General features: G+C 70.5%; 18 protein-coding genes. 9 read left to right on the top strand and 9 right to left on the bottom strand.

The window, feature by feature from the left end; genetic code table 11:
* Positions 1-330: 330 nt before the first annotated feature.
* Together M8C13_RS29505 and M8C13_RS29510 are read right to left on the bottom strand one after the other, a co-directional pair.
* Positions 331-939, bottom strand: coding sequence for a DUF4937 domain-containing protein (locus M8C13_RS29505; protein WP_252484142.1), 609 nt, complete (start codon positions 937-939; stop codon positions 331-333).
* Positions 940-1,439: 500 nt separating this feature from the next.
* Positions 1,440-2,183 carry a TetR/AcrR family transcriptional regulator gene (locus M8C13_RS29510; protein ID WP_252484001.1) on the bottom strand — a complete coding sequence of 248 codons (744 nt, stop codon included), beginning with the start codon at positions 2,181-2,183 and terminating at the stop codon, positions 1,440-1,442.
* A gap of 94 nt (positions 2,184-2,277) precedes the next feature.
* Here M8C13_RS29510 and M8C13_RS29515 point away from each other — a divergent pair, with 94 nt between their 5' ends.
* The 3 genes from M8C13_RS29515 (at position 2,278) to M8C13_RS29525 (ending at position 7,759) form a co-directional block, all read left to right on the top strand.
* A complete protein-coding gene (locus M8C13_RS29515; protein ID WP_256509927.1) occupies positions 2,278-3,981 on the top strand; it encodes an FAD-dependent oxidoreductase in 1,704 nt (567 codons plus the stop codon).
* 220 nt (positions 3,982-4,201) lie between these two features.
* The gene (locus M8C13_RS29520) at positions 4,202-5,587 is read left to right on the top strand and encodes a neutral zinc metallopeptidase (RefSeq protein ID WP_252484002.1); all 1,386 of its coding nucleotides are present in this window, start codon (positions 4,202-4,204) and stop codon (positions 5,585-5,587) included.
* Positions 5,588-6,487: 900 nt separating this feature from the next.
* Complete coding sequence (locus M8C13_RS29525; RefSeq protein ID WP_252484003.1) at positions 6,488-7,759, top strand: neutral zinc metallopeptidase; 1,272 nt, start codon at positions 6,488-6,490, stop codon at positions 7,757-7,759.
* A gap of 482 nt (positions 7,760-8,241) precedes the next feature.
* Here the strand turns inward: M8C13_RS29525 and M8C13_RS29535 are convergent, their stop codons facing one another.
* From M8C13_RS29535 to M8C13_RS29550, 4 genes are all read right to left on the bottom strand, one after another.
* Complete coding sequence (locus M8C13_RS29535) at positions 8,242-9,234, bottom strand: tetratricopeptide repeat protein (RefSeq protein ID WP_252484004.1); 993 nt, start codon at positions 9,232-9,234, stop codon at positions 8,242-8,244.
* A gap of 314 nt (positions 9,235-9,548) precedes the next feature.
* The gene (gntA, locus tag M8C13_RS29540; protein ID WP_252484005.1) at positions 9,549-10,268 is read right to left on the bottom strand and encodes a guanitoxin biosynthesis heme-dependent pre-guanitoxin N-hydroxylase GntA; all 720 of its coding nucleotides are present in this window, start codon (positions 10,266-10,268) and stop codon (positions 9,549-9,551) included.
* A gap of 77 nt (positions 10,269-10,345) precedes the next feature.
* Positions 10,346-12,049 carry a methylmalonyl-CoA mutase gene (locus M8C13_RS29545; RefSeq protein ID WP_252484006.1) on the bottom strand — a complete coding sequence of 568 codons (1,704 nt, stop codon included), beginning with the start codon at positions 12,047-12,049 and terminating at the stop codon, positions 10,346-10,348.
* A 64-nt stretch (positions 12,050-12,113) separates the two neighbouring features.
* Positions 12,114-12,413, bottom strand: coding sequence for an MTH1187 family thiamine-binding protein (locus M8C13_RS29550; RefSeq protein WP_252484007.1), 300 nt, complete (start codon positions 12,411-12,413; stop codon positions 12,114-12,116).
* 86 nt (positions 12,414-12,499) lie between these two features.
* On the opposite strand from M8C13_RS29550, the gene M8C13_RS29555 reads away from it, so the two are divergent.
* Positions 12,500-13,003 carry a MarR family winged helix-turn-helix transcriptional regulator gene (locus M8C13_RS29555; RefSeq protein ID WP_252484008.1) on the top strand — a complete coding sequence of 168 codons (504 nt, stop codon included), beginning with the start codon at positions 12,500-12,502 and terminating at the stop codon, positions 13,001-13,003.
* Here the strand turns inward: M8C13_RS29555 and M8C13_RS29560 are convergent.
* Together M8C13_RS29560 and M8C13_RS29565 are read right to left on the bottom strand one after the other, a co-directional pair.
* A complete protein-coding gene (locus M8C13_RS29560) occupies positions 12,993-13,301 on the bottom strand; it encodes a DUF3817 domain-containing protein (protein ID WP_252484009.1) in 309 nt (102 codons plus the stop codon). The genes M8C13_RS29555 and M8C13_RS29560 overlap by 11 nt on opposite strands.
* A gap of 230 nt (positions 13,302-13,531) precedes the next feature.
* Positions 13,532-16,243, bottom strand: a complete 2,712-nt coding sequence (locus M8C13_RS29565; RefSeq protein ID WP_252484010.1) for a BTAD domain-containing putative transcriptional regulator — start codon at positions 16,241-16,243, stop codon at positions 13,532-13,534.
* Between the two features lie 35 nt (positions 16,244-16,278).
* Here M8C13_RS29565 and M8C13_RS29570 point away from each other — a divergent pair, with 35 nt between their 5' ends.
* The 5 genes from M8C13_RS29570 to M8C13_RS29590 all read left to right on the top strand — a co-directional run bounded on the left by M8C13_RS29570 (position 16,279) and on the right by M8C13_RS29590 (position 20,964).
* Positions 16,279-17,445: a PLP-dependent aspartate aminotransferase family protein gene (locus tag M8C13_RS29570; RefSeq protein WP_252484011.1), complete on the top strand. Its 1,167-nt coding sequence runs from the start codon at positions 16,279-16,281 to the stop codon at positions 17,443-17,445.
* Positions 17,446-17,509: 64 nt separating this feature from the next.
* A complete protein-coding gene (locus M8C13_RS29575) occupies positions 17,510-17,851 on the top strand; it encodes a hypothetical protein (protein ID WP_252484012.1) in 342 nt (113 codons plus the stop codon).
* A gap of 85 nt (positions 17,852-17,936) precedes the next feature.
* Positions 17,937-19,226, top strand: coding sequence for a sugar ABC transporter substrate-binding protein (locus M8C13_RS29580; protein ID WP_252484013.1), 1,290 nt, complete (start codon positions 17,937-17,939; stop codon positions 19,224-19,226).
* A complete protein-coding gene (locus M8C13_RS29585; RefSeq protein WP_252484014.1) occupies positions 19,223-20,143 on the top strand; it encodes a carbohydrate ABC transporter permease in 921 nt (306 codons plus the stop codon). Before M8C13_RS29580 ends, M8C13_RS29585 begins: the two co-directional genes overlap by 4 nt.
* Positions 20,143-20,964, top strand: coding sequence for a carbohydrate ABC transporter permease (locus M8C13_RS29590; RefSeq protein WP_252484015.1), 822 nt, complete (start codon positions 20,143-20,145; stop codon positions 20,962-20,964). The genes M8C13_RS29585 and M8C13_RS29590 overlap by 1 nt, the downstream gene beginning before the upstream one ends.
* Here M8C13_RS29590 and M8C13_RS29595 read toward each other — a convergent pair.
* Positions 20,954-21,685, bottom strand: a complete 732-nt coding sequence (locus tag M8C13_RS29595; protein WP_252484016.1) for an ABC transporter permease — start codon at positions 21,683-21,685, stop codon at positions 20,954-20,956. The genes M8C13_RS29590 and M8C13_RS29595 overlap by 11 nt on opposite strands.
* Positions 21,686-21,712 lie beyond the last annotated feature (27 nt).

The following is a 21,712-nucleotide window of genomic DNA, read 5'->3' on the forward strand; positions in this document are numbered from 1 at the left end:
CAAAAGTGGGCCAGATCCCTGATGCGACTGCGTTTCTCCGTGACATCCGACCGCACCCGGTTCGGCGGGGAGGCTCGTGTTCGTGAGGTCCGACCGAGCCCGATCCCCGGCTCGTGAGGCGGGCACACTCCGCCTTTCCTCGATCCTTGCCGCCCTTGGCTGTCACGAAGGCGCAGGTCCAGGCGGTGTCATTACCAGTCGGTGGACCACCAACAGCAGGCGATCCACCGGAAGAACATGTTCCAGATCCACCTTGCGGACCGAGCATGGCGACGGCAATCGAACGTCCGGAAATGCCGATGAGGGGCCAGGCGAGGTCCCGGTTCGTCCTCAGCCGACGACGGTCCAGGCGGGATTGAGCTCGATCTGGTCGCCGGTGATGTCGTCGAGATCCTCGGTCGCTCGCGCCCTGTGGTGCAGATCGGGGAAACGATCGGTGCGGTAGCGCTCGTGGTCCGCCACCGAGTTCCACAGCGAGAGCACCAGAAACTCGGTCTGGCCACGTCGAGCGAACGCTCCGCCCAGCATGCCGGACGCGGCCCCCATACCCGGGTTCCACACGTTGGCCTGCGCCCGGACGAAGTGTTCCTGGCGACCGGCCTTCACCCGGCAGTGTGCGAGTCGCACCACCGAACCGGATGAGAAGCCGGTGGGCAAGCCCGCACCGATGTCCAGGCAATGCTCCCAGAGGCGGGCCTCGATCGTGTCGTAGGTGCCCACCTGGTTGGCCGCGAGGTGGTCGTGTGCTCCGGCCATGAACTCCTGATGGTCCCGTTGGCTGTTCCACCACGCGAAGACGTGCGCCACGCCGGGTTTGCGACGGCTCCAGCCGCCGAACTGACCGAGGAAGCCCGGCAGACCTGACAGCGCGGACCACGCGCGTTGTCCCCGGTCAAAAGAATCCACGTCAACCGCGTGACATCTGACCCACTTGATCATCACCGGGAACACAATATCCGCCGCTCATGCCGCTTATCGGTCGTTCGGGAACGCAGCGTTCACCACATCGCCAGCGCGACAACCTGTTCCACTTCTGTGCGGCTGTCGGTGGCCCCATGACTGGCAACGTGGTGTCCCACAAGAGGCAAGCGGCACAGGTGGAGCGCCCGGAGCCAAGCTGAGGACGAACGGCCGGAAGGTGCGTCGAGAAGCCGCCACACTTGATCGCGAGGAACGCCACGGTGCGGTCAAAACTCGCGGACACAGTCAGGCCCGCTACCGCAAGCGGCACCGAGCCCCGCTCCACGGACTCACTCGGGCCCGCCATCCAGCCCGCGCTCCAGCATCGCCCCAGCGGGCACGCCAGCCGCGCCCGGGTCAGCGCCAGGCCGAGCCAGGCCGTCATGGCCCGCAGCCCGCAGCCCGCAGCCCGCAGCCCGCAGCCCGCAGCCCGCAGCCCGCAGCCCGCAGCCCGCAGCCCGCAGCCCGCAGCGAGGATGCTAAGCCTGCTGACCAGCGCCGATCCGCGCCGCGATGCCGTTCAACAGCAACTCAAGCCCAAGCTCGAACTGCTGCTCATGCGTCCGGTCCACCGCGTCCAGCACCCGTCGCGTGACCTCCGGATACCGGCCGCTCTCAACCACCTGCTGGATGTACGGCTGCACGGTCTCGCGCCACTGCCGCTCATCCTGGCCACTGCGGCGCTGAGCCTCTCGCTCAGCGACCTCGTTCACCACTCCGCCGAGCACCATGCTCGACACGGCGTCGACCAGCCCGCTCGCCTCGGTGGCGTCCTTCGTTGCCCCGCGCGCCGCCGCGAGTGCGAAGTCCATGTACCGCAAGGCGTTCGGCCCGATCGGCGGACGGCTGCCGACCACGGACACAAGCCAGGAGTGCCGCAGCATCAGCTGACGTCCTTCAGTGGCGACCAGGCGCAGGTCTGTCCGCCAGTCACCGGAGGGCTGCTCCGGCAACGCGCATTCGCCGTAGGCGCTGTCGACCATCAGTTCAAGCAGATCCTCCTTTCCGGACAGTTGCCGGTACAGCGATGTCGTACCTGTCTCCAACTCGGTGGCCAGGCGTCGCATCGACACCGCGTCCACTCCTTCGGCGTCCGCGACCCGCACTGCCGCGTCCACCATCCGTTCCACCGTCAGGCTTGGTCGGCGGACCCGCTCCACCACCACCGGGATCCGGGTCCACACCACGTCAGCCCTGGGCAATGGGTTGTCCGCACCACTCATTGCTCGTCCTCAGTCCAGCCGGGTTGACAGCCACCCTAGCCGACGGGCACAGTGTTGCCAAGTCGGGAACACCGTGCCCAACGAGAGGGTGGATATGTTCAACGAAGAAGTCAACGTGCTGGTGACCGGCGCGGGCACGGTCGGCCTGTCAATGGCGGTTTTCCTTGCCAGACAAGGGATGAGGCCGTTGGTCGTCGAACGAAGAGCGGGCTTGTCCAACCATCCACGCGCGCTCGGCGTGAGCTTGCGAGGACTCGAACCCCTGCGTGCGGCCGGCCTCGAACCGGCGATCCACACCACGCCGCGACGACCGCCGCCGACCGGCCGGGTCACCGTCTCCACCCTCGCCGAGGTAGCCGCGCTGGGTCCGCCTGAGACCGCGGAGTCCGGGTTCTCCGGCTTGGAAGCCGCCGCCGAGGAGATCAGTCCGGTCACCGGCGGCGACCGCGCGCAGGACCAGTTGGACCCGGTGCTGTTCGAGGCCGCGGTCAGCCAGGGCGCCACCGTGCGCTTCGGCGTCGAGGTGTGCGCGATAGAGCCGGACGAGCAGGGCGTGACCGCGATCGTCCTCGATCACGCCACCGGCGAACGCGGCCGGATTCGCGCCGGCTACCTGGTGGCCGCGGACGGCGCGCACAGCCGCATCCGCTCCTGGGCCGGCATCACCACCACCGGGCCGGGCCCACTGGGCGGACACATGATCAACATTCTGTTCCGCGCCGACCTGGGCTCACTGCTAGCCAACCGGCCAGGTGGTCTCTACGACATCAGGAACCCACGGGCATCCGGCCCCCTGTTCTCGGTGGACGGCCAGGACCGGTACGCCTTCCACATCCCGTACGACCCGGCGAACGGCCAGAGCCCAGCTGACTTCCCGCCGGAACGATGCCTGGAGCTGGTCGAAGCGGCGATCGGCCAGGCCGGCGTCGCGGTCGAGATCCTCAGCGTGCTGCCCTGGCAGTCCACCGCGCTGGTGGCCGACCGCTTCGCCGCCGGACGGGTGTTCTTGATCGGCGATGCCGCCCACGTGCTCCCGCCAACCGGCGGCTTCGGCCTGAACACCGGGATAGCCGACGCGGAGAACCTCGCGTGGAAGCTCGCGGCGGTGCACCGCGGTCAGGCGGGATCGGCCCTGCTCGACACCTATGACGTCGAACGCAGGCCACTGGCGCTGTTCACCATGGAGCAGGTCCTGTTACGCAGCATCAACCGGCGCCTGCACTGGGACTTCAGCAAGGTCACCGAGCGCAGCGAACTCGGCATCGCGGAGATCCTGGTGGCGCAGGTCGGCCACCACTACGGCGCGGGTGCGGTGATCGCACCACGCACCGACCTGCCGTCACTGACCGAGGTCGTCCTCGACGGTTCCCCTGGCACCAGGGCGCCACACGTCTGGGTACGCCACAACGGGACCCGGGTCTCCACGCTTGATCTGGTGGAGTCCCAGTTCACCGTCCTGACCGGCCCGGCGGGACGCACGTGGTGCGTTGCCGCGGAGGCAGCGGCCGGCTCCCTCGATGTGCCGGTGACGGCACGGCTGCTGCACCCGCACCACGGTCCAGTGATCGACGAGAACGGAAGGTGGCTCGCTGCAACCAAGCTTTCCCCGGACGGCGCGTTGCTCATCCGCCCGGACGGCGCGTTGCTCATCCGCCCGGACGGCTTTGTCGCCTGGCGCGCCGACACCGCACCCGGCGACCCGACCGCGGCGCTGACCACCGCCCTGCGCCGCATCCTCGCCAGAGAGGAGGTGACCGACACGCCCGAGACCCCAATTCGCGCAGCCCAACCAGCCTGACCTCCGCCGGTAGACGCCGAGGCTGAGGAGTCCACCACCCTCTCCAGCCACATCGCGCCACAGGCCGTGTCCATTCAGGTTTCCGCCGCTTCCGCCAGCAGTCCGCACCTCTGGCGGAGCGCCTGAACAGACCGGCCAGCCGGGCCAACAGCTGGGCGTGGCGAATGTTCGTGGCCACCGCATCGGCCACAACAGCCGCCGTTCTCGGCACAATGGTCCAGTGCGGCCACCACTCCGGCGTCGATCGTTGCGGCCCAGTCTCGCCGTGCTCGCCCTGACCACGGCGCTGGTCGCCGGGTGCAGCGTGGCCGTGGCGGGCAGTCCGGTCGCCGCCACCAACTCGGTCGCGGTGGATCCCGGATTTGTCCGCGGCACCGACGGCGGGCTGGTCGACCGGCTGGCCGCGACGGCGGTGACCGACATCGGCGAGTACTGGCGGCAGGCCTATCCGGCCACGTTCGGCAAGCCGTGGCAGGAGCTGGCTGGCGGCTACTACTCGGTCGACACGACCGACCGGTCCGCCAAGCCGCCACCCTGTGCGTCGCAGGCCATCGAAGTGGAGGGCAACGCCTTCTACTGCGCCTCGGTGGATGCGATCGCCTGGGACCGCTCGGCTCTGCTGCCGGTGCTGCGGGACAAGTACGGCGACGCCGCTGTCGTACTGGTCCTCGCACACGAGGTCGGGCACGCCGTGCACCACCGGGCTGGGGTGGGCGCGGAGGAACAACGCAAGCAACCCGCGCAGTACCCCACGATCCTCATGGAGGCCATGGCCGATTGCTATGCCGGAACGTTCGTCCGCTGGGTGGCCGACGGCAAGGCTCCGCACCTGCGGATCACCGCCGACCAACTGGACGCCGCACTGCAAGCGTTGATCAGTTTCCGGGACCCCGTGGGCACCTCGGAAAGGGACGACGCGGCGCACGGCAACGCCTTCGACCGGGTGTCCGCCTTCCAGGACGGCTACCGGGAAGGGGCAGCACTGTGCGGACGGATGACCGCGCAGAACCGCCAGTTCACCCAGCGAGCCTTCACCGACTTCGTGGACCGGGCGCGCGGCGGCAACCTGCCGTTCAAGGACATGCTCGACGCGGTCACGCCGAACCTGTCCGCCTTCTTCGGCAACCTGGTCACCAAGGCCGGCCGCACGTGGCAGACGCCCTTGGTGCGGCGGGGCACGGTTAACGGCGAGTGCTCGCCAGGAACACAGGGCCCGATCGCCTACTGCCAGGACGGGTCGATCGCGATCGACGTGGACCGGGCGACCGTGCTGCACAACGACATCGGCGACTACGCCACCGGCATGCTGCTGGCGACCCGGTACGGCCTGGCCGCGATAGCGGCTATGGGTCGCCCGGTCGGTGAGCAGCGGGCCGGACAGCAGGCGCTGTGCCTGGCCGGGGCGTACACCGGCTCGGTGCTGCGGCCGTCCGACAGCTCCTTCGGGCTCTCGCCGGGCGACCTGGACGAGGCCGTGCAGGTGTTGCTGGGCCTCGACTACGCGGCCCGGGACACCGGCGGTCACGGGCTGCCGACCGGCTTCGAGCGGGTCGGGGTGTTCCGCACCGGCACCCTCCAGGGCGCGGACGCCTGCGGCGTGTCCTGAGCTCGGGCAAGCGCGTCCAGCTCCGCGGCCCGCTGTGGGCGAGCCGGGCGTGGCAAGTCGCCACACGCGCCGACGGACGCGTTGTGCGCGCTCGAACAACCAGGCAGGCGTGGGCACCCGGTAACAGCACACCAGGCCGGTTGTGCCGAGTTGCGCTGCGACCTGCGAGAAGGCCAGGCGACCACCGGGCCGGATCACCGCTTGAGCGGGCGACCAGTGGGCGAACGACCGCTGTGCGGAGGACCAGAGTGCGGCGGCCATCGGACAGCGACCACTTCAACGAGTGGCAGCTGGGCGGCGGCTGGCGGCTGGGCAGCGAAAGGCCGCTGGGAAACGAGAGTCGCCGGGCGGTGGATGGCCCGCTGGGCAGTGAGTGACCGCTGGGTGGTGGGGGACGCTGGGCGGTGAGTGGCCGCTGGCAGTGGTGGGCGTTGGCAGTGGGAAAGCTGCCTGGCTGCCGGCGGACCTGATCGTCTGCGTGGGCCGGGGCTGGGGCCGAGCTTGTGGCTGGTGGCGGGTCGGGTGAAGCGGCGGGGGTGGGTGAACCGGCGGGAGTGGGGGCGCGTCGGTGTGGATGGGGCTCGCGGGCGGGCCACTGGGTCGGGTAGCGATTGGGGTTCTCGGGACCGTGGTGGAGGTTGTCCGAATCGCGACCGGAGGTGAGGGGTGCTCGCGGTACGGTCTGCGGAGTCGGTGAGAAGGAGCTTCTGGGTGGTCAGGCCCTCGGTTCGGCACACGGTCTTGCGCGCGGTGGGCGCGTTGGCGCTGGTGGCGCTTGTTGGTGGGTGCGCCGTCAAGGTTGGTGGGGAGGCCAAGCGGGCTGGGGCCGTTCTTGATCCTGGGAAGGTCGCTGGGCTACCGGTTACCGAGGGGCCCAGTGGGGCTCGGGGTGGTGCGCCGGTGGCCACCATCCAGGTGGACAACAGCGACAGTGGGCCGATGGACACGTTGGCGCGCAACGCGGTCGCCGATGTCCAGGACTACTGGATCGAGCGGTTTCCGAAGGACTTCGGGAAGCCGTTCCAGGCGGTGTCGCGGTACGTCTCCTACGACTCGGACGGGACGAACCTCCAGCTGTGCCGGACCAATACCAAGCAAATGGTGAACGCGTTCTTCTGTCCGTCCGAGGACACCATCGCGTGGGACCGGGGGCAGCTGCTGCCCCAGCTGGCCGATCGGTTCGGCGAGTTGGCCGTGGTGACCGTGTTGGCGCACGAGATCGGGCACGCCGTGTCGCAACGAGCAGGGCTGGCGAAGCCGGGGACGCCGACGATCGTCAGTGAGCAGCAGGCCGACTGCTTCACCGGGGCCTTCTTCAAACACATGGCTGACGGCAAGACCCCGCACTTCGTGGTGTCCACCGGTGAGGGCCTGAACAACGTGCTGCAGACGATGTTCTCGTTGCGGGACCAGGTCGGCTCCTCCTTCACCAACAAGAACGCGCACGGCAACGCCTTCGACCGGGTGTCGGCCTTCCAGTTCGGGTTCAGCCAGGGGCCGGCGCGGTGCGCGCAGATCGATGCGGCGGAGATCCAGCGGCGGATCACCGAGCTGCCGTTCAAGGCGACGGACAGCTTCCGCGGGAACCTGCCGATCACGGCGGAGAACCTGCTGACCATCGTGGAAAACCTCAAGCTGGTGTTCAAGGAGTCCGGGGCGCAGCCGCCCGACGTGCTCAACGGCTCGGTGAGCTGCCCGGACGGCAAGGTGACCCAGCCTGCCTCCTACTGCCCAGCGACCAACTCGATCAGCCTGGAAGTGGAACAGCTCGCGCAGATCGGCGCGGCGCCGCAGCGCGGGGCGAAGAAGGGCATGGCGATCGGGGACTTCGCGGCGTTCGCCGAGGTGGCGTCGCGGTACGTGCTCTCGGTGCAGAAGGCGACCGGCTTCCCGCTCAGCGACACCAACGCGGGGCTGCGCACCGCCTGCCTGGTCGGCTCCTGGGCCGGGGCGTTGCTGGAACGGCCCAGCGGGGGACGCAACCCGGTGGGGACCATCCGGATCTCGGCGGGGGACCTGGACGAGGCGGTGGCCGAGCTGCTGTCCGGGAAGAGCCTGATCGCGGCGGATGTGAACGGGACGCATGTGCCGTCCGGGTTCGCGCGGATCGAGGCGTTCCGGATCGGGTTCATGGAGGGCAGCCCGCCGTGCGTCGAGGACTTCGGAGCCTGAGCGAGGCAAGCCGGGCCAGGTAGGACCGGGCTCGAGCTGGGCCGGGCTGGGGCTGCGGATGGGCTGCCGCCAGGGCTGGGGATGGGCTGCCACCGGGGCTCGGCTGGAGCTGGGGCAGGGCTGGGTAATGGGCCGGGCCAGGCTGGGGGCGGGGCGGGGCTGCACAGCGCCGGGCTGGGCGGGGCGGGGCCGGGCTGGGCTGGGCGGGGCCGGGCTGGGCCGGGTTGAGGCTGGGGGCTGGGCAGGACCGGGCTGGGCGGCTGGGCAGGGCTGGGTTGGGCGGAAGCTGCGGTCAGAGCGGGTTCGGACCAGGCTGGGCTACGGGCCGCGCGGGCTCGCGGCAGCCGAGGCTGGGCTACGGGCCGCGCGGGCTGGCGCCAGCCGGGTTTGGGCTGGCGGGGCGGCTGCTGGCGGGACGCCTGGGCTGGGCATGGGAATCCCCCGGGTGGGCCGTGTGGTGGCTCCCGGGGGATGTCCGCGGGTCAGAACAGGGCGCTGGCCAGGTTTCGGCGGGCCTTCATCACTCGGTCGTCGGCTGGGTCGAAGAGCTCGAACAGGTCGACGAGGTGTTTGCGGGCTCGGTCTCGGTCTTCGCCTGCGGTGCGGCGGACCGCGTTGATCAGGCGGGTGAAGGCCTCTTCGACCTGGGAGGCGGCCAGTTCGGCGTCGGCGGCGGCGAGCTGGGCGTCCAGGTCGTCCGGGGTGGCGTCGGCCTTGGCGATGGCGGCGGGGTCCGCGGACTCGGCGCGAGCCGTGAAGCGGACCTGGGCGAGGGCGGCCTTTGCCATCTCGTTGGCCGGTTCGGCGGTGAGGATCTCCTGGTAGGCGGCCTCGGCTGCAGCGTAGTCGCCCTGGTCGAAGGCTTCTTCGGCGGCGACAAAGCGCGGGTCTTCCGGCTCCTCTTCCGCCGGCTGCTCGGCGGCGGCGCCTCGGTTGGCCTCCGCCGCGGCGATGCCGGGCAAACGGTCGCGCAGGGCGTCGATCAGGGTGGTCAGCCACTCGCGGATCTGCGGCTCGGGCAGGGCTCCGGCGAAGGCGTCCACGGGCTGGCCGCCGGCGATGGCGACCACCGTGGGCACCGACTGGACGCCGAAGAGCTGGGCGATGCGGGGGTTGGTGTCGACGTCGACCTTGGCCAGCAGCCAGGTGCCGCCGCTGGCCTCGGCCAGGCGTTCCAGCACCGGGGACAGCTGCTTGCACGGGCCGCACCAGGTGGCCCACAGGTCGACCACGACCGGGATCTGGAGTGAGCGCTCGACCACCTTGGCCTGGAAGTCGGCCTCGGTGACGTCGATGACCCACTCGCCACCGCCACCACCGGCCGCGGGGGCGCCGGGCTCGGACTGGGCGGGGCCGGCCGGCTGACGGGCTGCCGCGTCGGCCCTGGCCTTGAGCGCGGACAGGTCCACCGCTCCGGCGAGCGCGGCGGACAGTGCGGCGGTCTTACGAGGATCGGGCCTTGTCACGGTTTCCATCCTGACACGACCCGGGTATGTCGCGCCGCCCGCCCGGCGATCCGGGTTGGCGGCGGCGGGGTCGTGTGGTGGTTCGGCCGCTCGCCGCGGTGCGCTGAAAGAGCACTGAGCGGCAATTCGCGGCGGGCGGGGTGTGGATTTCCAGGAAAAGCGGACCGCACCCGGGGAAACGGAATCGGCCGGGTGCGGTTGGTCATGCGCGGTACTTTTCCATGCCTTCGCGGGAGGAGTTCACGGGCGGGAGTGGATTACCGGCCGGAATGGCTGGACCGGCGCCGGGGTGGAATTGTGTACAGTTGGCACTATGACGGTTGTCACTCCTGCGGGGGCAGCTTCTTGGGCAGACTGACAGAACCGGCAGTTTTGCCAGTCACCCTGGGGGTGAACGGACACACCCAGTCGGGCTCGGTAAAACGACCCCCGTAATGCCTGGACTCATCCTCGTAGGCCAGGAAGCTGGGGTTGACCGACCCGTGGAACTCCATCTCGCGCTCCCGGATCCGCTCACGCATGGTGAAGAACTTCTCACGCAGCGCGTTGAACTGCACGTGCGAGTTGAACACCACGGCGGGCCGGGGGAACCGGCGGCCCGGCCGGGAGGCGTTGGGGTGCATGCCGATGACGAAGAACGGGTGCCCGCCGACGCAGTAGGCGAAGTCGCTGCTACCAGGGTCGCTGCTGTACAGGCGGTACCAGCGCGTGCCCTGGGTCACGTCGTAGTCGTGCAGCGCCTGCAGCTGTCCCCACAGCAGCCGCTCGAAGTGCTGCTCGCTGGGACACTCCAGCTCGTCGAAGGTGGCCAGGAAGCTCGCGAAGCTCTTGTTGCTGAACTTCGTCTCCTTCGCGTAAGTGACCAGGTCGTGATGTAGAGCTGCGATTTCGGACACGTCACCGAAATCCCCGTAGTGGTGGTGCGTAATGGCGTTCTTGCGCAGCGCCGCCCGAGCGCCGAGACAGGCGAAGTCCTCGGCCGAGATGTGGTCGACCACCGCCTGGTAGGCGAGCGCTACCGGATCTGCTGTGCGAGGAGGCATGCCTCCATTAAGCCGGGGGTGACGCCCCGACTACAAGGAGCTTCCAGGAGGTGGAAGTGGCGCGGTAATGGCCCTGATCAGAACCGGGCGGGCTCGGTATAGGTGCCCCATTCCTCACGGAGCACGTCGCAGATTTCGCCGAGAGTGGCCTCGGCGCGGGCCGCGGCGAGCATCGGTTCGATCAGACTGCCTTCGCCCCTGGCGACCGCGCGGAGTTCGGCAAGGGTCCCATCAACGGCTGACCGGTCGCGCTGGGCGCGGCGTTCGGCCAGGGTTTGTCTCTGTTCGATTTCAACCTCGTGACTAACCCGCAAAATCTCCAGAGAATCCGCGGTGACGTCGGTGTGCACGTTGACCCCGACCATTTTCTTGTCACCCTTCTCCAGCGCCTGCTGGTACTCGAAGGCGGCGTCGGCGATCTCGCCGGTGAAGTAGCCGTCCTCGATGCCGCGCAGGATGCCCGAGGTCATCTCGCCGATCGGGTGGTTGCCGGCGGGCACGGCCAGCGCGGCCAGGTCCTTGATCCGCTGGAAGACGCGCTCGGCCTCGGCCTCCAGCCGGTCGGTGAGCGCCTCCACGTACCAGGAGCCGCCGAGCGGGTCGGCCACGTTGGTCACCCCGGTCTCGGCCATGATCACCTGCTGGGTGCTCAGCGCGATCTGCGCGGCCCGTTCGCTGGGCAGTGCCAGCACCTCGTCCAGCGCGTTGGTGTGCAAGGAGTTGGTGCCGCCGAGCACCGCGGACAGCGCCTCGATCGCGGTGCGCACGATGTTGTTGTCCGGCTGCTGCGCGGTCAGCGACACCCCCGCGGTCTGGGTGTGGAAGCGCAGCCACTGCGCCTTGTCCGTCTTGGCCCCGTAGACCTCGCGCAGCCAGCGGGCCCAGATCCGGCGGGCGGCGCGGAACTTGGCGATCTCCTCGAAGAAGTCGATGTGCGCGTCGAAGAAGAAGCTCAGCCCCGGCGCGAACTTCTCGATGTCCAGCCCCCGGGACAGGCCCAGCTCCACGTAGCCGAAGCCGTCGGCGAGGGTGAAGGCCAGCTCCTGCGCGGCGGTCGAGCCGGCTTCGCGGATGTGGTAGCCGGAGACCGACAGCGGCTTGTAGGCCGGGATGTGCTCCGCGCAGTAGGCCATCAGGTCGCCGATGAGCCGCAGGTGCGGTTCGGGCGCGAACAGCCACTCCTTCTGCGCGATGTACTCCTTGAAGATGTCGGTCTGCAGGGTCCCGTTGAGCCGCCCGAGGTCCGCGCCCTGGCGCTCGGCGGCCACCAGGTACATGCAGAACATCGGCACCGCGGGCCCGGAGATGGTCATCGAGGTGGTGACCTGCTCCAGCGGGATGCCCTCGAACAGGATGTCCATGTCCGCGGCGGAGTCGATGGCCACCCCGCAGTGCCCGACCTCGCCGAGGCTGCGCGGGTCGTCGGAGTCCCGGCCCATCAGCGTGGGCATGTCGAAGGCCACCGACAGCCCGCCGCCGCCCCTGCGCAGGATCATCCGGTAGCGCTCGTTGGTCTGCCTGGCGTTGCCGAACCCGGCGAACTGCCGGATGGTCCACTCCCGGCCGCGGTAGCCGGTCGGGTACAGGCCGCGGGTGAACGGGTACTCCCCCGGCCAGCCGATCCGCTCGAAGCCCGCCACCTGATCGCCTGGGCGGGGCCCGTACACCGGGTCCACCTCAAGGCCGGACAGGGTGCTGAAGTCAGCGTCCCTGACCTGGCCCTTCCGCTGTGCGTCCGCGTAGCGGTGCACCCAGCGCTCACGTCCGGCTTCGATGTCCATCCGCGCCTCCAGACCGTGGTCGGCAGTCCAATAGTAGGACGACCGACCATGGCCGACCAGCGGGTCAGCCCTCGGTCAGGTGGGCCTCGACCCGCTCGACCTTCGCGGTGAGCTGGCCGGTGAAGCCGGGGCGGATGTCGGCCTTGAGCACCAGCGAAACCCGGGGACCGTAGGCGGCCACCGCGTCCACGGCCCGCTTCACCACCGCCATGACCTCGTCCCACTCGCCCTCGATGGTGGTGAACATGGACGAGGTTTCGTTGGGCAGCCCCGATTCCCGGACCACCTTGACCGCGGCGGCGACCGCCTCGCTGACGCCACCGCCCGCACCACCGGACGGGCTGACACTGAACGCGACGAGCATCGGCTGGGCCTCCCTGGGTTCCACGGTGTGAAAAAAGATCCATCTAGGCTGCTACTGCTGAGTACGCACTGCTAGTTTCAGAAGTCATGACCGGCCATCCGCTCCCATTCGACCCGATCGCGCGGGCCGCCGAATCCTGGACCCAGCGCATCGGGCCTTCCGAGACGATGGCCGCGGTGACCAGCCTGATGCGGGTTCAGCAGATCGTGCAGTCGGCGGTGGACGCCTCGCTGAAGCCGCACCGGCTGACCTTCGCCAGGTACGAGGCGCTGGTGCTGCTGACCTTCTCCCGGCGGGGCAGCCTGCCGATGCGGGTGATGGGCGAGCGGTTGCAGCTGCACCCGACCAGCGTGACCAACATCGTCGACCGCCTGGAGAGCGACGGCCTGGTGCAGCGCGAGCCGCACCCGACCGACCGCCGCACCACCCTGGTGGCCATCACCGACGCCGGCCGGGACCGGATGAAGGTGGCCACCGAGGCGGTGGTGGAGGCCGGGTTCGGCCTGCAGGGGCTGAGCGGACCGGAGACGGTCCAGCTCACCGCCCTGCTGGCCAAGGTCCGGCTGGCCACCGGCGACTTCACGGAGTGACCGCGGCCGCCGTCCGCTTGTTCACCCAGCGCTCGAACACGATGGTGCCGAACGGCGGCACGCTCGCGATCAGCGCCCAGGTCGTGGTGCGCCCGTCCCAGTTCAGCGGCTCACGCACCATGAGCACCACGAACAGGTAGAGCACGAAGATCACTCCGTGCACCGGGCCGAAGATCTTCACGCCCAGGTCGTTGAAGACCATGACGTACTTGAAGAACATGCCGACCAGCAGGCCGGCCCAGGAAAACGCCTCGGCGATGGCTACCGCACGGAAACGCGCTGTGGGCGTAGCGAACACGCCGCTCCCTCCCTCGGGTGAAATGTCCGCTCTCCAGTGTGGTTGGTGATCGCGGTCACCTGGTCGGCGGGCGGTGCCAACGAGCGTGAGCTGGGAGTTCCAGGAACGCGCAAGATTCCCGCAGGGGCGCGCGGGCACGGTGGGGCTGTGTGGCGAACGGACGTCGAGGGGGTCGAGGGGGCGTTCGCCCACCCGGGACCGGGCCCTGCGCAGCAGCAGGGCCCGGCTCGTCACTTGGCGGGCGGGAACATCGCGTGCACCGCGTCCGGCAGGTCGAGCCGGTCGCGCAGCTCCCGCACCGAGCGCTCGTGGTGGCCAGCCTGGTCCGGCTCGCCGCGGTCCTGGTGCAGGGCGGCGAGCAGCTGGTGGGTGCGGGCCTGCTGGTACCCGTCGCCGATCTCCAGCGCGGTGGCCAGGCCCTGCCGCAGCGGGGCCAGCGCGCCCGCCCGGTCGCCCGCCCGGTGCCGGGCCAGGCCGAGGCAGGTCAGGCTGTGCGCCTGGGCGTACCGGTTCTCCCGCCTGCGGGCCAGCGCCAGCGCCTGCTCGTGCTGCGCGATCGCCTCCGCCAGCCGGTCAAGGCCGACGCAGGCGATGCCGATTCCGTTGCGGGCGTGGCATTCCAGGTCCGCGTCGCCGGTGGAGTCCGCCACCGTGACCGCCATCCGGTGGTGGCTGAGCGCGGACGGGTAGTCGCCGAGCCACTGGGCGGCGAAGCCGATGCCGACCAGCGCGTAGCCCTCCACGTGCGGGATGCCGGCGGCCCGGCCCAGCGCCAGCGCCTCGGTGTGCCGGGCCAGCGCGGTGTCGCTCTGGCCCAGCCGCCAGTGGGACAGGCCGAGGCCGTTGAGCGCCTGCCCGGTGACCAGCTCGTCGGCGCGGCGGCGGCCGACCTCCAGCGCGCGGGTGAAGCTGGTGATCGCCGGTTCGAAGTCGCCGCGGCGCCAGTGGGTCAGGCCGATGCCGATGTGCGCCGGCCCTTCGAGCTCGGCGTGGCCGGTGCCCAGCAGCAGGGTGTGCAGGGCGAGGGCGGCGTCGTAGTGGCCGCGTTCGTCGAGGTGGCGGGAGAGCCGGGCGGAGAGCGCGGTCAGCTCGGGCAGCCAGTCGCGCTGGGCGGCCAGCTCGGTGGCGGCGAACAGGTTCGGCCACTCCACGGCCAGGTCGTCAGCGTGCAGGTAGTGGGCCAGCAGGCGGCGCAGCGCGGGCTCGTCGGGGGCGGCGCGCTCGGTGGCGTGCAGGCGGACCAGGTCGTGCATGCGGTAGCGGGCCGGGGCGTGTTCCTGGACCAGGTGCAGGGCGGTGAGCTCGCGGAGCAGGGCGCGGGTGGCGGGCTGGGGCGCGGTGGCGGCGGGCTGGGGGTCCGCCGCCATGGCCAGCAGCGCGGGGCGGCTGAGGTCCGGGCCGGGGGCGTGCGCGATCAGGCAGGCGAGGGTGGCCGCTTCGGGGGTCAGCGCCTGGTAGGTGGTGGCGAAGACGGCGCGCAGGCTGGCGGTCAGCTCGCCGGCGTCCAGCGCGGTCAGGCGGTCCTCGCGCAGCTCCTCGGCCAGTGCGGCCAGCGGGAAGCCGGGATGGGTGGCGGCGCGGGCGGCCACGATGCCCAGGGCCAGCGGCAGCCGGGCGCAACGGTCCAGCAGCGCGGTGACCGCCTCGGGTTCGGCGGCCAGCCTGGACTCGCCGAGGTACCGGGCGAGCAGGTCGCGGGCGTCGGGGTCGGCGAGGGCGTCCAGCGGGACCGGGCGGGCGCCGTGGGTGGCCAGCAGGCCGTCCAGCCGGTGCCTGCTGGTGATCACCACGGTGCAGGACGGGCTGCCCGGCAGCAGGGGCAGCACCTGTTCGGAGTCGCGGGCGTTGTCCAGCACCACCAGCAACCTGCGGCCGGTGACCAGGCTGCGGTACAGCGCGGCCTGCGCGTGCTCGTCCACCGGCACCGCGGCGGGCAGCACGCCGAGCGCGTCCAGGAAACCGCGCAGCGCCACCGCGGGCGGCATCGGCGGGCTGGCCGGGTCGAAGCCGCGCAGGTCCACGTAGAGCTGACCGTCCGGGAAGGCGGCCAGGTTGGCGTGCGCCCAGTGCAGCACCAGCGAGGTCTTGCCGATACCGCCGATCCCGCTCACCACGCTGGTGCCGGCCACGCCCAGCCCGGCCAGCTCGGCGGCGCGGCCGGTGAACAGCCTCGGCGCGGCGGGCAGCTGGGCCGGGGTGGTGCCCGCCGGTGGGGTGAGGCCCGGGTCGGCGGTGAGGATGCGCTGGTACAGCTCGCGCAGCCGGGGGCCGGGGTCGATGCCGAGCTCCTCGGCCAGCCGGGCGCGCAGCTCGGTGTAGCGGGCCAGCGCGTCCGCCTGGCGGCCGAGGCGGCACAGCGCGAGCATCAGCTGTCCGGCGCGGCGCTCGTCCAGCGGGGCGGCGGCCGCGGCGGTGGTCAGCTCGGGCAGCAGCTCGGCGTGCCTGCCCTCGGCCAGCAGCAGCTCGTCGCGGTCGAGCTCGGCGGTGTGGCGTTCCTGGGCCAGCGCGGTGCGCAGCGGTTCCAGGCCGGGCGCGTCCAGGTCGGCGAAGGGCTCGCCGCGCCACAGCGCGAGGGCCTCGGCCAGCAGCGGCAACGCATCCGGCGCGGTGCGGGCCTTGGCGCACAGCGCGCGGAAGCGGTGCAGGTCCACCGCGGACTCCGGCACGCTCAGCGTGTAGCCGCCGTTGCCGCGGGTCAGGGTCACGCCGGTGGGCGCGAGGGTGCGGCGCAGCCGGGACAGGTAGCTGCCCAGGGTGTCCCGCGCGGTGTCCGGCAGCCGCTGCCCCCACACCCGGTCCAGCAGCACCGCGGCGGGCACCGGCCGGTTGGCCTCGGTCAGCAGCACCGCGAGCACGCTGCGCTGCCGCGCGTGCCCCAGCGCCAGCGCACGCCCCGCCCAGGTGGCCTCCACCGCGCCGAACAGGCGGAACTCCACCGTCATCGCCCCACCCCTCCCCCGGAGTAGCCTTCGCGTTCGTGTCCGATGTGTACAGCGACGACTGGATCTGCACCCGGTTGGGTGAGGACGCCCAGCACTTCCTCGGCGCGGTGCACCCGCCGGTCTACGAGAACTCGCTCTTCACCTTCCCGAACGCCGCCGCGCTCGGGAAGGCGCTGCGCGCCGAGGACGAGAACTTCGTCTACTGGCGCGGCACCAACCCGACCGTGGCGCTGTTACAGGACAAGCTTGCCGCGCTGGAGCGGGCCGAGCGAGCGAAATGCTTCGGCTCCGGCATGGGCGCCATCTCCGCGACCCTGTCCTCCAGGGTGGCCGCGGGCGACCACGTGCTGGCGGTGGGCGCGATCTACGGGCCGACCACGAGTTTCCTGCGCTACCTGAGCAAGTTCGGCGTCACCCACACGCACGCCGCCGATCTGGCAGAAGCCCGCGAGCTGATCCGGCCGGAAACCTCGGTGGTGTACTTCGAGTCGCCGACCTTCATGGCCTTCCGGGTGCAGGACATCGCCGCGGTGGTCGAGCTGGCCCGCGCACACGGCGCCACCACGATCATGGACAACACCTGGGCCACCCCGCTGTACCAGAAGCCGATCACCCTGGGCGTCGACCTGGTGCTGCACTCGCTGTCGAAGTACATCGGCGGGCACAGTGACCTGGTCGGCGGCGTGGTCTGCGGCTCGGCCGAGCTGGTGCGGCCGCTGGCGCTGACCGAGTACCAGCTCTACGGCGCGGCGATGTCCCCGCACGACGCGGCCAAGGCGGTCAAGGGCCTGCGCACGCTCGGGGTGCGGATGGCCGCGCACGGGGAGCGGGCGCAGCGGGTGGCCGAGTTCCTGGAGTCGCACCCGAGGGTGCGCACGGTGCGCTACCCGGGGCTGCCCTCGCACCCGGACCACGAGCTGGCCAGGCGGCAGCTCGCCGGCTTCTCCGGTCTGCTGGCCTTCGAGCTGGACACCGAGGACCCCGCGCTGGTGGAGCGATGGGTGGACGCGTTGCGGCACTTCAGGATCGGCGTGTCCTGGGGCGGCTACGAGAGCCTGGTGAACGCGCCCGCGGTGACCGTGGAGGAGTCGGTGCGGGCCACCATGGGCATCCCGGTCGGCCTGGTCCGGCTGTCGGTGGGCCTGGAGGACGGCGAGACCCTGGTGACTGACCTCGCCGCCGCGTTCGAGCAGCTGGGTTAGTGGCCGGGTGGCAGGTTCCGGTCGGCGGCGCGCACGCCCCTGGCCGGAACGCCATGCTGCGACCATGTCTCGCTTGGTGTCCCGGCCGCGGCCGCTGACCATCGCCTCGGTGCTGTGGATCGTGCTCGGCGTGGTGCTGGCGCTCTCCGGCCTCTACCAGTACGGCTCCCCTCGGTTCGCGGGCAACCCGCTCAGCTTGGTCATGGCGGTGATCGGCGTGCTCATCCTGGTCTTCGGCCTGCTGCTGCGCGGCGGGGCGGGGTGGACCCGGATCCCGTTGACCGTGCTGGGCGCGATCATGTGCATCGGGTTGTGGCCGCTGCTGTTGGTGGTGCCCGCGATCGTGCTGCAGTTCGGCAGGGCCAGCCAGGACTGGCTGTCGCTGCCGCCCCAACCGCACGGCTAATGACCCTGGACAGCGGCTCGGGGGCTCGGCTACGTTCGCCGGACTCAGCCAGTGTTGACAACGTTGACACGCCCCCGGGGGTGGCATGCGCAGACCACGATCCGCCGTGTTCGGGCTGGTGGCCCTGGCGTTGACCTCGGTGCTGACCGGTTGCGGCCCTGGTGGCGGGACCACGCTGCGGGTGATCCAGAGCCTGACCAGTCCGGAGCGGACCGCGTTGCTGCGGGACATGATCACCGCCTTCGAGGCGGCCAACCCGGACGTCGACGTACGGCTGATCTCGCCGCCGTTGCAGAGCGCGGACCAGAAGATCGCGCAGGTGCTCAGCGCCAAGAACGACGTGGACCTGGTGGAGGTGCGGGACTACACGGTCAAGCAGTTCGTCAACAACGACAGCCTGCTCGACCTCTCCCCCTACGTCGCGGGCTGGCCCGGCTGGCAAGAGCTGACGCCGCTGGCCCGGCAGAAGGCGGCCTCAGTGGGCGGCAAGCCGTACCTGGTGCCGTACGGGTTCTTCCAGAACACCCTGTTCGCGCGGACGGACCGGTTGGCGGAGAAGGGAATCGCGCCGCCGACGAGCTGGCCGGAGCTGATCGACGCGGCGGTGCAGCTGACCGAGCCCGGCAAGAACCGGTTCGGCTACTCCTTCCGCGGCGGGGCCGGCACCTTCCACTACGCGGTGTCCATCATCTCCGCCTACGTCGGGCCGAAGGTCGATCCGGCGCAGGGGTTCTGGCGCAAGGACGGCGGCACGATCTTCGCCGCGCCGGAGGCGGCCACCGCGATGGAGGCCTTCCTCAAGCTCTTCAAGACCGGGTCGCCGCCGGGGTCGCTGGGCTGGAGCTATCCGGAGATGGTGCAGGGCTTCACCTCCGGGGTGACCTCGCTGCTCATCCAGGACCCCGAGGTGATCAAGACGACCGAGCGGGCCACCGGGCTGCCCAAGGGATCGTGGACCACGCTGCCGATTCCGAAGGGGCCCAGCGGACTCGCGTTGCAGCCCACCGGTTACGCGGGCTGGGGCGTGACCTCCTTCAGCCGCAACCGGGACGCGGCGGTGCAACTGCTGGAGTTCCTCAGCTCGGCCGAACAGGGCCTGCGCTGGGCCAAGGAGCACTCGCTGATCCCGGTGCACACCGCGGCGGCCACTGATCCGCAGTTCACCACCGGCGCGTTCAAGGCCTACCTGGACATGGCCAACGACCCCGCGCAGGTGGTGGTGGAGCGGCCGATCCAGTACCCGGGCTGGGGCCGCTGGCAGAAGCAGGCCGACATCGACGTGCAGTCGCTGCTGGTCGGGGAGAAGTCGGTGGCCGAGGTGCTGGGCTCCTGGGACGAGTTCTGGGCCGCGCAGAAGAAGGCCGGTGGAGCGTGACGACCGAGACCACCCCGCGCCCGTCCTTCGTGCTGCGCCGCAACCGAGGGCTGTTCATCACCGCCTGCCTGGCGCCCGCGCTGTTGCTGGTCGGGCTGTTCACCTACTACCCGATGATCCGCGGCGGGGTCATCTCCTTCCAGAACTACACCCTGTTCGACCTGTCCAGCACCGACTTCATCGGCTGGGGCAACTTCGAGAAAGTCCTTGCCGAGCCAGGGTTCTGGACCGCGCTGGCCAACACCGGCATCTGGGTGCTGTTCTCCCTCACCGGTCAGTTCGTGCTCGGTTTCGCGCTGGCCCTGTTGCTGCAGAAGGCTTTCCGCGGCCGGGGGCTCTACCAGGCGCTGGTGTTCTTCCCCTGGGCCATGTCCGGGTTCCTGATCGGGCTGGTCTGGCGGTGGATGTTCAACGCCGAGTTCGGCGTGGTCAACGACCTGCTGCTGCGGCTGGGCGTGGTGGACGCGCCGATCGCCTTCCTGGCCAGTCCGGAGTGGGCGCAGACCGGGCAGATCATCGCCAACATCTGGTACGGCGTCACGTTCTTCTCGATCATGATCTTGGCTGCCCTGCAGTCGGTGCCGCAGGAGCTGTACGAGGCGGCTCGGCTGGACGGCGCGAGCTACACCCAGGCGCTGCTGCGGGTGGTGATCCCGTTCATCCGGCCCACCCTGGTGCTGGTGGTGCTGCTGCGGGTGATCTGGATCCTGAACTTCCCGGACATCATCTACGCGATGACCGACGGCGGCCCGGCGGGCAAGACGCACATCATCACCACCTACATGATCAACAAGATCATCGGCGCCCAGGACTACGGGCAGGCCTCCGCGGTCGGGCTGATCGTGCTGGTGCTGCTGTTCGCGTTCACGGTGTTCTACCTGGCCGCGACCAGGCTGGAAAAGAGCAGGGACTTCTGATGCGCGCAGCAGCCTTCGCCCGCTTCGCCGTGCTCGGCGTGTGGCTGGTGGTCACCATCTTCCCGCTGTACTGGATCGTGGTCACCTCGCTGAAGCCGCAGGGCGACATCTTCACCCTGCCGCTGACCTACCTGCCCGGCTCGCCCACGCTGGCCAACTACGAGCGGCTGTTCGGCTTCGCCAGCTTCGGCACCTACATCGCCAACAGCCTGCTGGTCTCGCTGGCCGCGGCCGCGATCGTGCTGCTGATCGGGCTGCTCGCCGGGTACGTGCTGGCCCGGTTCACCTTCCGCGGGCGCGGCCAGGTGATGCTGGCCTTCCTGGTCACGCAGATGATCCCGCTGTTCATCGCGCTGGGTCCGTTGTACCTGCTGCTCAACTCCCTGGACCTGTTGAACCGGTTGCCGGGACTGGTGCTGGTGTACGTGGCGATGCTGATCCCGTTCTGCACCATCATGTTGCGCGGGTTCTTCGAGCGGATCCCGGTGGCCATCGAGGAAGCGGCCATGATCGACGGCTGCGGGCGGTTGCAGGCGCTGTTCCGGGTGGTGGTGCCGGTGATGCTGCCGGGCATCGCGGCCACCTTCGTCTTCGCCTTCATCCAGTGCTGGAACGAGCTGTTCCTGGCGATCATGTTCATCGACGACGAGGAGGCCAAGACCATCCCGGTGGCGATGAACTCCTTCATCACCCAGTACGACATCGACTGGGGCTCGATGTCGGCGGCCACCGTGGTCTCGCTGGTGCCCTCGATGATCCTGTTCGCCTTCGCCCAGCGCTACATCGTGGAGGGTCTCTCCGGCGGCGCGGTCAAGGGTTGAGGCGGCAGCGCAGCAGCGCGAGCCCGCCGAACACCACGGCGAAACCGAGCAGCACCGCCACCGGCCAGACCGCCCCGGTCTCGCTGAGCGCGGCGAGCAAACCGTTGCGCTGCACCCGCATCGGCAGCACCGCGACCGCCGAGTGCACCCAGGCCGGGGCGTCGGTGACGAAGGTGCCGCTGGTCGCGCCCATCGGGATGAGGATCAGCATGGTCACCGCGGCGGCCTGCTCCGCAGTGGCGGTGAGCGCTCCCACCAGTAGTCCGAGCGCGGCGAAGGCCAGCGTGCCCGCCACCAGGTACAGCGGCAGCGGCCACCAGCGCACCGGCCGCAGGCCCAGCGCCACCGCGATCGCCAGCTGCGCCGCGACCTGCCAGGCGGTGTGCCCGAGCAGGGCGAGCAGCCGGGCCAGCAGCACCGCCGGCCAGCCTGCCGGGCTGCGCCGGACCTGGCGGAGCAGGCCGGAACGCCGCCAGGCGGCCAGCGGGACGGCGGCGCCGAGCGCGGCGGAGCTGGCGATGGTCCAGCCGAGCACGCCGGGGGCGGTGGTCTGGAGCGGGCCGGGGCCCGCGGAGCTGAACAGCAGGGCGAAGGCGCTCAGGTAGGCCAGCGGGGCGAAGAAGGTGAAGAAGAGCAGGACGCGGTGGCGGAGCAGGTCACGGGCGGCGGCCAGCACGAGCGGGCCGAGGACGGCGGGCTTGGGGCTGGGGGCGGCGGTCATGGGGCGGCCTCCCGAGTGCCGGGGCAG

Origin of the sequence: Crossiella sp. SN42 (genome assembly GCF_023897065.1) — a bacterium.
In the GTDB taxonomy this organism is placed as follows: domain Bacteria; phylum Actinomycetota; class Actinomycetes; order Mycobacteriales; family Pseudonocardiaceae; genus Crossiella.